This is a genomic window from Duganella aquatilis, assembly GCF_009674565.1.
Taxonomy (GTDB): Bacteria; Pseudomonadota; Gammaproteobacteria; order Burkholderiales; family Burkholderiaceae_D; genus Rugamonas; species Rugamonas aquatilis.
The window spans coordinates 27,138-39,908 of sequence record NZ_WKJL01000007.1 but is presented as its reverse complement, the minus strand read 5'-3'; the positions used below and the strand labels follow the sequence as shown (position 1 = coordinate 39,908).

At 60.0% G+C, this 12,771-nt stretch carries 13 protein-coding genes; 3 read left to right on the top strand and 10 right to left on the bottom strand.

Annotated elements, in window-relative coordinates; genetic code table 11:
• Window positions 1–8: 8 nt before the first annotated feature.
• A complete protein-coding gene (locus GJ698_RS11875) occupies window positions 9–341 on the bottom strand; it encodes a hypothetical protein (RefSeq protein WP_154357840.1) in 333 nt (110 codons plus the stop codon).
• 155 nt (window positions 342–496) lie between these two features.
• On the opposite strand from GJ698_RS11875, the gene ligD reads away from it, so the two are divergent.
• Window positions 497–2,968, top strand: a complete 2,472-nt coding sequence (ligD, locus tag GJ698_RS11870; RefSeq protein WP_154357839.1) for a DNA ligase D — start codon at window positions 497–499, stop codon at window positions 2,966–2,968.
• A gap of 33 nt (window positions 2,969–3,001) precedes the next feature.
• On the opposite strand, the gene ku is transcribed toward ligD, so the two are convergent.
• Together ku and GJ698_RS11860 are read right to left on the bottom strand one after the other, a co-directional pair.
• Window positions 3,002–3,943, bottom strand: coding sequence for a non-homologous end joining protein Ku (ku, locus tag GJ698_RS11865; protein ID WP_154357838.1), 942 nt, complete (start codon window positions 3,941–3,943; stop codon window positions 3,002–3,004).
• A 3-nt stretch (window positions 3,944–3,946) separates the two neighbouring features.
• Window positions 3,947–4,942 (bottom strand): SDR family oxidoreductase, encoded by a 996-nt coding sequence (locus tag GJ698_RS11860; RefSeq protein WP_154357837.1) that lies wholly within the window; start codon window positions 4,940–4,942, stop codon window positions 3,947–3,949.
• A gap of 175 nt (window positions 4,943–5,117) precedes the next feature.
• Between GJ698_RS11860 and GJ698_RS11855 the strand changes: the two genes are divergently transcribed.
• Window positions 5,118–6,602: a GGDEF domain-containing response regulator gene (locus GJ698_RS11855; RefSeq protein WP_154357836.1), complete on the top strand. Its 1,485-nt coding sequence runs from the start codon at window positions 5,118–5,120 to the stop codon at window positions 6,600–6,602.
• Here the strand turns inward: GJ698_RS11855 and GJ698_RS11850 are convergent.
• The gene (locus GJ698_RS11850) at window positions 6,599–7,735 is read right to left on the bottom strand and encodes a thiolase family protein (protein ID WP_154357835.1); all 1,137 of its coding nucleotides are present in this window, start codon (window positions 7,733–7,735) and stop codon (window positions 6,599–6,601) included. The two genes, GJ698_RS11855 and GJ698_RS11850, sit on opposite strands and share 4 nt — an antisense overlap.
• Before the next feature lie 86 nt (window positions 7,736–7,821).
• On the opposite strand from GJ698_RS11850, the gene GJ698_RS11845 reads away from it, so the two are divergent.
• Window positions 7,822–8,388, top strand: coding sequence for a TetR/AcrR family transcriptional regulator (locus GJ698_RS11845; RefSeq protein ID WP_154357834.1), 567 nt, complete (start codon window positions 7,822–7,824; stop codon window positions 8,386–8,388).
• Between the two features lie 4 nt (window positions 8,389–8,392).
• Here the strand turns inward: GJ698_RS11845 and GJ698_RS11840 are convergent, their stop codons facing one another.
• The 6 genes from GJ698_RS11840 to GJ698_RS11815 form a co-directional block, all read right to left on the bottom strand.
• On the bottom strand, window positions 8,393–8,761 hold the full coding sequence (locus tag GJ698_RS11840) for a VOC family protein (protein WP_154357833.1): 369 nt from the start codon (window positions 8,759–8,761) through the stop codon (window positions 8,393–8,395).
• A 209-nt stretch (window positions 8,762–8,970) separates the two neighbouring features.
• Window positions 8,971–10,413 carry an IS1182 family transposase gene (locus tag GJ698_RS11835; RefSeq protein WP_154357832.1) on the bottom strand — a complete coding sequence of 481 codons (1,443 nt, stop codon included), beginning with the start codon at window positions 10,411–10,413 and terminating at the stop codon, window positions 8,971–8,973.
• A gap of 182 nt (window positions 10,414–10,595) precedes the next feature.
• Window positions 10,596–10,937, bottom strand: coding sequence for a hypothetical protein (locus GJ698_RS11830; protein WP_154357831.1), 342 nt, complete (start codon window positions 10,935–10,937; stop codon window positions 10,596–10,598).
• A gap of 65 nt (window positions 10,938–11,002) precedes the next feature.
• Complete coding sequence (locus GJ698_RS31415; protein WP_371865279.1) at window positions 11,003–11,332, bottom strand: DUF4431 domain-containing protein; 330 nt, start codon at window positions 11,330–11,332, stop codon at window positions 11,003–11,005.
• A 407-nt stretch (window positions 11,333–11,739) separates the two neighbouring features.
• On the bottom strand, window positions 11,740–11,922 hold the full coding sequence (locus GJ698_RS11820) for a hypothetical protein (protein ID WP_154357829.1): 183 nt from the start codon (window positions 11,920–11,922) through the stop codon (window positions 11,740–11,742).
• A 50-nt stretch (window positions 11,923–11,972) separates the two neighbouring features.
• Window positions 11,973–12,674 (bottom strand): DUF3027 domain-containing protein, encoded by a 702-nt coding sequence (locus tag GJ698_RS11815; protein ID WP_154357828.1) that lies wholly within the window; start codon window positions 12,672–12,674, stop codon window positions 11,973–11,975.
• Window positions 12,675–12,771 lie beyond the last annotated feature (97 nt).

Below are 12,771 nucleotides of genomic sequence, written 5' to 3'. Positions count from 1 at the left end.
CGACGTGATTACTTGGTGGCGACAGGCGCCGGCGTGGCTGCGGCTTCTGCTTTTTCAGCTTTGGCGTGGGCCTTGGCTTTGGTTTTGGTGGCTTTGGCGTGAGCGTCCGCCTTGTCGGATTTTTCCTCGGCCTTGGCGACGGCGACGTCTTTCTTGGCGTCGGCTTCTACCTTGGCGGTCTTGGCTTCTGCCTTGATCTCAGCCTTGGTTTCCTTGGCTTCCGCCTTGGCGGCGGTTTTGGTTTCCTTGGCTTCAGCCTTGGCGGCAGCAGGAGCTGGGGTCTGTGCGAATGCAGCGGTAGCGAACAGGCCGGCGATCAGGGTAGCGATTACTTTGGTCATGATATACATCCTTTAGTAAGGTTTCAGGGCCGGGACAATTCCCGTGTCACTGAGCAGAAAACGCGGCCCGGAAAGCAAGCGTTGACGGCCTTTACAATCGCTTACATGTTCGCCAACGCACGGTTCTGCGACGCGGACGGGCATAGTCTGACGGGATGAAAGACGCCCTCAAAACCTACCAGGCCAAACGCAACTTCGCCATCACCCCCGAACCTGCCGAAGGCGGCGACGAGGGCAGGGAGGCGCTGGCGTTCGTCATCCAGAAGCACTGGGCTTCGCGGCTGCATTACGATTTCCGGCTGGAGCTGGACGGCGTGATGATGAGCTGGGCCGTGCCGAAAGGCCCGAGCTACGACACGCACGACAAGCGCATGGCGGTGCACGTCGAGGACCATCCCATCTCTTATAACGACTTTGAAGGCACGATACCGCCCAGGCAGTATGGTGCGGGCAAGGTCATCATCTGGGACAAGGGCACGTGGCAGCCGCTGGACGATCCGCGCAAGGCGCTGGCGGCCGGCAATCTGAAATTCGAGATCCACGGCCACAAGATGCACGGCCGCTGGGTGCTGGTGCGAATGAAAGGCAAGAGCGAGAAGCAGGAGCCGTGGCTGCTGATCAAGGAGAAGGACGACTATGCGCGGCCGGCCGAAGAGTTCAGCGTGGTCGACGAGATGCCCGACAGCGTCAGGGCGCTGCCGATGCCCGCCGGCGTATCGTCTGCCTCCGAGCCGGTCGTGTCGCCGCGTGCGGCCGCCGCCGACGAACGCGCCGCACCGAAAGCCGCACTGCCCAAAACGCTGTCGCCGCAACTGGCCACGCTGGTCGACGCTCCGCCGGCATCGGCTGAGGAATGGCTATTCGAAGTCAAGTTCGACGGCTACCGGCTGCTGGCGCGCGTGGACGGCAAGGACCTCCGCCTGATCACCCGCAACGGCAACGACTGGACGCACAAGCTGCAACCGCTGCACGCCGCACTGAGCAAGATGAAGCTGCCCTCCGGCTGGTACGACGGCGAAATCGTCGTCCACGACGACAACGGCCGTCCCGACTTCGGCCTGCTGCAAAACGCCTTCGACGAAGAACATCCCGGCGACATCGTCTACTTCCTGTTCGACCTGCCGTTCCACAACGGCCACGACCTGCGCGAACTGCCGCTGGAAGAACGCCGCGCCATCCTGGCGGACGTGTTAAAGAAGCGCGCCAACGACACCATCCGTTTCAGCACCGCCCTCAGCGCGTCGCCGCAGGACATGATCGCCGCCGCCTGCCAGATGGGCCTTGAAGGCATCATTGGCAAGCGCCGCGACTCGCGCTACACCGCGCGCCGCAGCGGCGCCTGGATCAAACTGAAATGCGGCCAGCGCCAGGAATTCGTCATCGGCGGCTATACCGATCCGCAAGGCGCGCGCAGCGGCTTCGGCTCGCTGCTGCTCGGTACCTACGACAAGGACGGCAAGCTGCAATACGCCGGCAACGTCGGCAGCGGCTTCAACGCCACCTCGCTGGCCGAGCTGAAAGCAAAGATGGACAAGCAGGTCGCCGACAAAAGCCCGTTCGCGCCTAGCCGCGACATCGCCAAAAAAGCTCACTGGCTCAAGCCGGTGCTGGTGGCGGAAGTCGCGTTCGGCGAATGGACGCATTCCGGCTCGATCCGGCATGCCGTATTCAAAGGACTTCGCATGGACAAGAAAGCCAGCGCCATCGGGCGCGAACAAGCCGTCGAGGGCAAGCTGCCCGAGTCACTGAAAATCACCAATCCCGACCGCGTCATCGACAAGCAAAGCGGCGCCACCAAAATGACGCTGGTGCGCTACTACGCGCTGGTGGCGTCGCTGATGCTGCCGCACCTGAAAGGCCGCCCGGTATCGCTGGTGCGCGCGCCGGAGGGCGTGGGCGGAGAACTGTTCTTCCAGAAGCACGCCGAGGTCTCGCGCATGCCTGGCGTGAAGCAGTTCAAGCAGTCGCTGGACCCGGATCATCCGCCGATGCTGGAAGTGCCGACGGAGGAGGGTTTGCTGTCGGCAGCGCAAATGAACGTGATCGAACTGCACACGCAAAACGCCAACGGCAGCAGCTACCAAAAACCTAACCGCATGATCTTCGACCTCGATCCCGGCAAGGGTGTCACCTGGGACCAGGTCAAGGAGGCGGCGCAGCTGATGCGCGCCTTCCTGGCGCAGCTGGAATTGCCGGCCTTCCTGAAGACCAGCGGCGGCAAGGGCCTGCACGTGGTGGTGCCGATCAAGCCAGGCTACGGCTGGGATGACGTGAAGGCCTTCTCGCAAGCCATCGTTGCGCATATGGCGGAGACGATACCGGAACGCTTTGTGCTGAAGAGCGGGCCGCGCAACCGCGTCGGCAAGATCTTCATCGACTACCTGCGCAACGGACGTGGCGCCACCACCGTCAGCGCGTGGTCGGCACGCACGCGGCCCGGTCTGGGCATTTCGGTGCCGATCACCTGGGAGGAGCTGGATGGCTTGCAGGGCGCGGATCATTGGAACGTCGCCAACGTCCACACCCGGCTGGATGTCGGCAACGCGCCGTGGGACGATTACGCCAAGTCGGCCAAAGGTCTGGCGCCGGCCATGAAACGCATGCACTTCAAGCCCGGCCAGGGCTGAAGCACCGCGCAGCCGCTTCGCTGCGCTGCGCGGTCAGGCTGCCTTGGCGCGACTGGCGGCCGGCTTGCCGCGTTTGGCCGCTGCCGCGTGCGTGGTGGACTTTGCGCCGGCCTTGGATGCCTGTGCAGCTGCACGGCTGCGCGTCGCCGTGGCTTTGGACGGCGCCGCCTTGCCGCCACGCTTGCCCAGGCTGTCCTGCAACAGCGCCACCAGATCGACCACATTGGAAGCCTTCGGCGCGCTTGGTTCGGACTCCGGCGCGGTAATCGTCTTGGTCTGTCCAGCCTTGATCTTCTTCTTGACCATGGCCAGCACGTCTTCCTTGTAGGTGTCGTGGTACTGCTCTGGTTTCCAGTCTTCGCTCATGCCTTCCACCAGCGACAGCGCCATCTTCAACTCCTTGTCGCTGATGCCGGCCGCCTTCAAGGTCGCTGGCGGCAGCTTGAGTTCCTCGGCGCTGCGGATTTCGGTCGCGTAGCGCAAGGTGTTCAGCACAATCTTGTCCTCCACGCACACCAGCGCGCACAGGTGCTGCTTGGTGCGCATGACCACCGTGGCGATGCCGATCTTGCCGGCCTTGCGCAGCGTCTCGCGCAGCAGCGCATACACCTTCGATCCGCCGCGCGATGGCGCGAGGTAGTAGGGCGTTTCGTAGTAAGTCAGCGGCACGTCGGCCGCCTCCACGAAGGCCACGATGTCGATCGTCTGCGTCGCCTCCACGTTGGCGCGCTTCAGATCCTCGTCCGACAGCACCACGTACTCGTTATCCTCGTACTCATAGCCCTTGACGATATCGTCCCACGTGACTTCCTTGCCGGTCTTTTTGTTATAGCGCTTGTAGCCGACCGGCGAAAAGTCGCGCCGGTCCAGCATGGTCAGATCCAGATCATGCTCCTGCACCGCCGTGTACATCTCCACCGGAATATAGACCAGGCCAAAGCTGATCGCCCCTTTCCACAACGCGCGCGCGGCCATGGCTCAGGCGCCCACGGAACCGGTCACCGGCAACACGATGCCGGTGATGTAACTGGAACAGCACGGCGCCGCCAGGAAGACATACGACGGCGACAGTTCCTGCGGCTGGGCCGGGCGTTTCATGTCGGTGTCCGCGCCGAAGCTGGCGATCTTCTCGGGCGATGCATCGGCGGGATTCAGCGGCGTCCACACCGGCCCCGGCGCCACGGCGTTGACGCGAATGCCTTGCTCCAGCAGGTTGGACGCCAGCGACTTGGTAAATGCATGAATCGCGCCCTTGGTGGTGGAGTAGTCCAGCAGGTCCGCGGTCCCGGACAGCCCGGTCACCGAGCCGGTGTTGATGATGGCCGCGCCGCGCTTCAGGTAAGGCACCACCGCCTTCGCCATGTGGAAGTAGCCGTAGACATTGGTCTTCATGGTGAGGTCGAAGCGGTCTTCGGTGAGGTCGGTCAGCTTTTCCGCGTGCTCCTGGAAGGCGGCGTTGTTGACCAGGATATCCAGTCGGCCGAAACGCTCATGCGCCTGACGCGCGGCGTCGCGGCAGAACGCCGCATCGCGCACGTCGCCGCGCAGCAGCAAGCAGGTCTGGCCTTCCGCCTCCACGTAGCGCTTGGTGTCCTGCGCATCCTGGTCCTCGTCCAGGTAGATGATGGCCACGTCCGCGCCTTCGCGCGCATACAGCACGGCGACCGCGCGTCCGATGCCCGAGTCGCCGCCGGTGATCAGCGCCGCCATGCCGGCCAGCTTGCCGCTGCCGCAGTAGTCGGGGGCGAGAAATTCAGGCTTGCGCTGCATGTCCGCTTCCAGCCCCGGCTTCTGCAGATGCTGGGTTGGCAGCGGCGTGCCGGGATAGTCGTGGCCGGTGGTTTGCACCGGCGCCTGACTCTTGCCGGTGACGCTGGCGCGCGGATCTTGCTGGTCGATCTGGTCCTGACGCTGCTGGACTTCGCGCTGCAAGCTGGCCGCACCCGCGTCGGCCTTGTTTTCCGATTGTGCCATGGTGTCCTCCTTGATTCTGGAAGAAACAGTATTGGCGCGGCCCGCCTGCATGACGGTGCGCTTGTTCACATATGCTGCAAGCATAAAAATATTGCAAAAAGATTGCTAGTTTTGAACTTTATGGCACACTATCGTTCGAGAGAGAAACAAATTATAAATACTAGGGGGCAACATCATGTCGCACGTCTACAGTCGGTCGAACAGCACTGGCGTGTTTTTCCATCCCGCCCCGGAACGCAGGGCGGAATTCCAGTCCTGTTGCGGCGAAATGTTCTCGCAGCTGGTGATGTGCGACCACGTGGATACGGTCGGCGCCGAGCTGGTGCGGCGCGAGGCCGATCTGCTGATCCTCGACCTGAGCGGCTTTCAGCAACTGAGCCAGCTGGCCGGCGTCGGCGCATTGATACGCGGCCGCGCGGGCGCACCGGTCCTACTGCTGTGCGCCTATGAACACACCGCCTGGCTGCCGGAACTGATGGCGTATGGCGCCTTCGACTACCGTATCTGCCCGGTGCTCAACGACGAGTTGCAGCAGGCCGTGAGACAGGCGCTGGCCGTGCCGGCCGATCCGGCCGCCGCCATGCAGCAGGAGTTGCTGGACAAGGAAAAGGAGCTGCGCGACCTGCTCGGCGTGCAGCGCAGCCTGCAGCGCGCGCTGGGCGGCATCGACAGCATCGCCAGCATGTCCTCGCAGATTTGCCTGGCCCTGTGTAATTTCCCCGGCGTGCGCCACACCGCGGTGCTGCACATGAAGGCGCGCGGCGACCTGCAACTGGTGGCGCAGGAAGCGCGCAACCACCTCGATCTGAGCCGGCTGCTGCAACGGCGCGACCGCCTGCTGCAATCGCCGCTGCGCGACGTGTTCCCGCCGCTGATGGCGGTGGCGCGCGGCGAGCTGGTGCTGATGGACGCGCCGGAGAAAGCCGGCGATCCCGAACTGGCGATGGCGCTGCATGACCGCAATGTGCGCATGGTGCTGGCGCTGCCGCTGCGCGCCGATCCGGGCGGTCCGGAAATGGGCGCCATCTGCCTGATGTTCGACCGTCATATCAGCTTCTCGCGCGAGCAGTTTGCCTGCTTCGCCAGCCTGGCGCAGTTTGTCAGCTTCGGCCTGGGCATGAGCGAGTTGAAGCATCAGAACGATGCGCTGTCCGGCCAGCTGTCGCTGATGAGCACCGTGGACGGCGTCACCGGCGCCGCCAACCGCCGCGCCGGCGAGGATGCGCTGGACAACGAAATCCGCCGCGCGCGCCGCTATGGCCTGCCGCTGGCGCTGCTGTCGTTTGATGTGAGCAGCTTCCGCTCCTCCAACGATTTATACGGTACGCAGGTAGGCGACATCACCTTGCGCAAAGTGGCCGAAACGGTGATGGGCCGCCTGCGCACGTCGGACACGCTGGCGCGCATGCGCGGCGAGGAATTCCTGATCGTCGCCACCCACACCACCTCGGAGGACGCGGTGCGGCTGGCGGAAAAGCTGCGCGGCGCGATTGCCGAAGCCGACCTGCCGGGCGCCGACTTCGGCGCCACCATCAGCATCGCGCTGGGCGTGGTGCAGGTGGGGCAGGAAGAGGGCAGCGGCGCCGTGCTCGATCGCCTCGATACAGCGCTGCACCGCGCCAAGCGCGCGGGCCGCAACTGCATCAAGGTGGCCGCTTAGAGCTTTTCCAGGATGGTGGCGATCCCCTGGCCGCCGCCGATGCACTGCGCGGCCAGCGCGTAACGGCCGCCGGTGCGTTCCAGCAGCGCCGCCGCCTTGCCGGTGATGCGCGCGCCGGTGGCGCCCAGCGGATGGCCGATGGCCATGCCGCCGCCATCGATATTCAACGCTTCCGGCTTGATGCCCAGCTCGCGCACGCAGGCCAGCGCCTGCGAGGCGAAGGCTTCGTTAATCTCCGCCACATCGATGTCCTCCGCTTTCAGGCCGGCGATGCTGAGGGCTTTTTGCGTGGCCGGAATCGGACCGATGCCCATCAACGCCGGATCGACGCCCACAGCCGCCATCGAGACGATGCGCGCGCTCGGCTTCAGGCCATGCTTGCGGGCGAATTCCTCGCTGGTGACCAGCACCGCCGAGGCGCCGTCGGTCAGCGGCGACGAGGTGCCGGCGGTGACCACGCCGTGCTCGGGATCGAACACCGGTTTCAGCGACGCCAGCGCTTCCAGCGTGGTGCCGGGACGGATGCAGCCGTCTTCGGCGATCACTTCGCCGCTGGCGGTGGTGATCGGAATGATTTCATCCTTCAGCAAACCGGCTGCACGCGCGGCGGCGGCTTTCTGGTGCGATTGCAGCGCCAGCACTTCCTGGTCGGCGCGCGCGATCTCGTATTTGCGGGCGACGTTTTCGGCGGTGTCGCCCATGCTGATGTAGGCGTCGGTTTCAGCCAGCAGATGCGGATTCGGCGAGAAGTTGAAGCCGCCCTGCGGCACCATGGTCATCGACTCGACGCCGACGCACAGATAAGCTTCGCCCAGGCCGGCCTCGATATTGGCGGCGGCGATATGGATGGCCGACATCGAGGAGCCGCAGAAGCGGTTGATGGTCATGGCGCTGACTTCATGCGGGAAGCCGGCCAGCAGCGAGACGATGCGCGCCAGGTTGTTGCCCTGCGAGGATTCCGGATAAGCGCAGCCGAGGATCACGTCATCCAGCAACTTCGGATCGACGCCGGTGCGCTGGATCAGGCCCTTGACCACCTGCGCACCCAGATCGTCCGGGCGGACCTCGGCCAGCTTGCCCTTGCGGGCGAAATGAAAGGGCGAACGGGCATAGGCACTGATGACTGCTTTCATGATGGCTTCCTTTAATGATGATCGTAATGATTGATATATTATGCCCGTAATATATAATGTCAATAGATTAGAGGTGGGAGTCGAAAATGAAAGTCAGCAGGGAACAAGTGGCGCTCAACCGCGAGCGCATCGTCGAAACGGCCGCGCGGCTGTTCCGCGAAAAGGGATATGACGGTATCGGCGTGTCCGATCTGATGAAGAGCGCAGGGCTGACGCACGGCGGCTTTTACGGCCACTTTGAGTCCAAGGAAGACCTGCTGGCCGAAGCCGCCGCGCATGCGCTGAAGAAGTCGGTGGAGCGCTGGGAAGGCTTCATGGCCGATGGTCGCGATGCGGCACTGGACAAGATCCGCGCCAGCTACCTGAGCGAGACGCATCGCGATCATCCGGAGAGTGGCTGCGCCGTTACGTCGTTGGGATCGGACATCGGCCGGCTGGGCGACAAGGCTCGCCACGCGCTGACCGAAGGCGCGCGCGGCCAGATCGCCGTGTTGCAGCAGCTGATGCCCGGCGTGGATGCGGCCGAGCAGCGCAAGCAGGCGCTGGCGCAATATGCCGCCATGGTCGGCGCCATTGTGCTGTCGCGCGCGGTCGACGACGAGGCGCTGTCGGCCGAAGTGCTGGCGGCGGCGCGCGACGCGCTGCCGCGCTAGGCGCTTACTGGCCGGCCGGCGGCTGCCACAGCTCGACCTTGTTGCCTTCCGGGTCGATGACCCAGCCGAACTTGCCGTATTCCGAGTCGTCGGTCTTGTCGAGCACCTGGCAGCCTTCGTCGCGCAGGGCCTGGAGCAGGGCGGTCAGGTCGTCGACGCGGTAGTTGATCATGAACGGCGCGGTGCTCGGTTCGAAGTGACCGTTGTCCGCCGGACCGATCGACCAGACAGTCGTTTCCTTGCCTTCCCACGTGAAGGCCGCGCCGCCCCACACCTGCACGTCGATGCCGAGATGATCCTTGTACCAGGCGCGCAGCGCCACAGGATCTTTCGCGTGGAAGAAAATACCGCCGATGCCGGTTACGCGTTTCATGTAGGTCTCCGATTGGGATACAGGTTGTGTCGTCGCTAAGAATGATACTGCAGGATGCCGGACTAGTCAGGATGGAATATGGGGATTGTGGGCAGGCGATCGGCGGCTTGCGCCCCAGGCTGTGTGAAAACCCGAGTTTCTATGGCGCGAACACCGCGTAGTGCAAGTGCCGACTTTATCGGACGCGCAAGTCGACGTTAAAAAGGGGCTCACGCCAGCCCCAACAACGCCGCTTTCAGCCCCTGGTGACCCATGATGTTCACCACGCGTTTCAAATTGTAGGCTAGAACATGTAAGCTCATCTCTGTTTTCACGCGCGGCAAAGTTCGAGTTAGGAAATGCGTAGCTCCCATCCAGGCTTTTAACGTGCCGAATGGATGTTCGACAGTTTGCCGCCTGACTCTCGCGACGTCTCCGCGCTCAGCTAACCGCTTGCTCATCCGATCGAGGGCATCTTCATGTTCCCAGCGGGCGATGCGGCGATTTGTCCCCGTGGTGCACTGAGATTTTATCGGGCACTTGGGACAAGATGACGACCAGTATTTGTAAAACAGCAGCCCTTTTTCCAGCGTGCTGAATCGTCGTATCGCGCGTTCTCCGGCAGGACATTGGAACTCATCGCTCTCGGGCAGATATCGGAAGTCGCGTTTATCGAAGAGCCCCTTTGCACGATTGCCCGAAGTGAGTGGCTTAGGAACTAAAGGCACCATCCCCGACTCCTCGCACGCCAAAATTTCGGGGCCGCTGTAGTAGCCGCGATCGGCATACACTTCCAGATGTTCTTTTTCAAGTACCTCGTTGGCTTGCTTGGCCATTGACGCAAGTTGCGCGCGATCATTTCCTACGTTGGTGACTTCATGCGCCACGATTAAGTGGTGCTTGGTGTCGACGGCAGATTGGACGTTGTACCCGACAGTGGCGGTGCCTCGACCACTCGTCGACATCGAGCGTGCATCAGGATCGGTCAACGAGATCTGCTGATCTGGCGCCTGCTTTAATTGCTTGTTGAGTTCAGCCAGGTTTTCAATCTGTTCTTTCAGACCTGCGATTTTTTCTTTGATACGGGTCAAGCGAGTTTCGGCGACAAACATAGGATCGCGGTCGGCGCGGTCAAGCTCGTCCATGTAGCGCTTGATGCTTTCCTCCAGCTGCTCGACGCGGGCTTCAAGCTTGTTATTGGTGAAGTTGCGGTCGCGATTATTCACCGCTTTGAACTTGCTGCCATCGATGGCCACGCTGCTGTCGGAGAAAACATCAAGCCGGCGGCATACCTGAACAAATTGACGGCATACCTGGCAGATAGCAGGGCCATTATCCTTGCGAAAATCAGCGATGGTTTTAAAGTCCGGTGATAGCCTGCCGGTGAGCCACATCAGTTCGACATTGCGCTGGGCCTCGCGCTCCAGGCGCCGGCTGGACTGGATACGATTCAGGTAGCCGTAGATGTAGATCCCAAGGAGAACTGCAGGATGATAGGATGGGCGACCGGTGCGTGCTGGCTCGGCGCCGGCAAAGCCAAGCGCCTTGAGGTCAAGCGCTTCGATGAATGCCTCCACGATCCGAACGATGTTGTCTTCTGCAACATAGTCGTCCAGATGCTCGGGAAAGAGAACACTCTGGCTGCGGTCGGTTCCTTCGACAAAACGCTTCATCCTACTCTCCTGATGGCGTCAGATGAGCTATCAACGCTTTAGAAAGAATCTCGTTTACATTTAGGACGCGTTTTCACACAGTCTGGCCCCTTATCGGACAGTCGCAACTATTATCAAACCCAGTTAGTTGACGATCAGGTGCCGTTAGTGTGTATAAGAACGGCGAATACTATCCTTTAGATTTAAGACACATTGCTATAGATATCCAAAATTGCCCTAGCGCTCAATGCCATTAATCCTGACGGACACCGTGCTAAATTGTGCAATACCTTTGCAGCATCATCCCTGACTTCGGTCTTCATTAAATGCGCGGCTGCTACAAAACGGACGGAGTTCGAAGGGTAACTCAAAAGCGGCTTGAGAAAATCAGTAGAAAAATCACCCAATTGCGCGACAATTTTATTATTTCGTTTTTCCGCTAAATTGGCTGCTTTTGAATTTCCACTTTCGATATTTTCGCAATAATCCACCGCGTTCTTGACGAAGCCTATCAGCGTCTCGCGCTCACTTTGCAAAAACTTCATGTAGGGTATCCCGAAGTTGCAGGTTGATTTATCGTAAGGCCGCTATTGACCGATTGTTGCCTAATCTAGTTAGAAACTCGCATCAAAACGTCAGCGTGATGGTGACCGGTATGCGCTGAAAATAATTGCCCTTGCAGTATAACTTTCGTCCCCAGTTTTGGCCTAAGAAAGGCGTACTGCTTTTCGTTAAGTACAAGCTGAATTTTACGAACCGATTCAAAGGAGACTTGATCGGCACCGCTACCGCCCACCGTGCAAATAGGAGACTCCAATGATAAGTAGAAACCGGTTTCCGCCTCATCCCCATTTGCCACACTCTCAAAATTGGGGCGGCCAGGGAACGTCTCTCTGTGTAACTTCCCAATGACCGCTACCGTTTTAGGCTCATATTTCATGCAGCTGTCAGGTCCGGCGAAAGCTGTAGGGACCTGTGCGAGCAACAGTGCGGCAATGTAAGGTAGACGTGATTTCATAAAATATCTGTGCCGCTTCTTCGAGGTCTGCTTTTGGCCGAGCGCAGCCTTTTTCAATCTCAGTGGCTAAGTACACTGGGCGTTTCCTCACAATTCTCCAGCATCGCGAATCGCCCTTTGACCTTACCGACCAACAAGATAGGAACAGAGGTCTCACCATCATCAGATATGCGAACTTCCATTTCTTGATTTTCGAAGGTTTGCAATTCCTTTATGAATTGCGACACAGTCTTTCCTCGACTTTGCCAGTTCGAATTCGACATCGGTCATCCTATTCTGTCTCTAGTATGTTGTGTTTGGCCGCTTTTGGCCGGTACCGGGCAGCCATGTCAGCTAGTTGCTTTGAGTGCCATGACGATAGCAGCGGCAAGAATGATTGCCTCTAGGCCTGCATACCAATATTTTTTTCTGATGTGGTAAATCGTTTCGTTTCCGTCACCAGCGCGATACCATCGCAGGCCGATAACGGTTGCGCAAGCAATTAAAGGAATTAGCCAATGATAGTTATTCATACGCTCTTGGTTTAATGTGTTGGGCGGCAGCTCTTGGCCGGTAACAGAAGTCAGTTTTCATGCAAAGCAAAAGATGCACAGCCACTGGCCATATTTACGACTCGACCATCAAAAGGACTTTCTACCGACGTGCATACTCCGTAGTCAAGAAAATCGGCATTGCCGTCAAGGCGTATCATGTAGGTGCAACTATCACACCGTCCTTTTTGCCCGCTTCCAACGGCTACGCCCCAACGCTTCGCAGTAATGCGGGCATGCTCAAAGACTGCTTGATCCTCAGGTGCCAGGCCCGTCGCAACGCCGTCGCCCACGTACACTATCCCATCAACGCAAGAAATCCATACCGCGCCTGGCAATCGAATACTCCATTCAGAAGTGTCTGTACACATCGCGGCTGACATCAAACGTGCGCCGTTCGAGAACTCTATTGAAAGTTCGGGGACGGAACCTTGGATTGTAATATTTTGAATTGTGATGCCAACAAGCGCATCGATCCCGTCATTAATTTCGGGCTGACTATTTGAGCTTCCATAAAGTACTCGTGAACCCGCTTCGACCCGCCAATCCCATCCAATATAAATCGTAGCTTCGCCATTCTGATGCCGCTGTCGGGGGCGCTCAAGCGAAGCTAGGTTGCCAAGCTCCAAAAAAATGGCCGAACCACGTCCTTTCCAAGGCAACGAAATAGCCATATGAACGAGCGGCCGAATTAGCAAATTAGCCTCATCAAGAGTAAGCGATGTATCGGGCATTAGACTTTCTGATTTCGTAAAGTTTTAGTGCAATCGAAAGGCTGCGCTTGGCCGACTGTCGTCGACTGCGGCAAGAATAGCACCTTGCTCACGCACA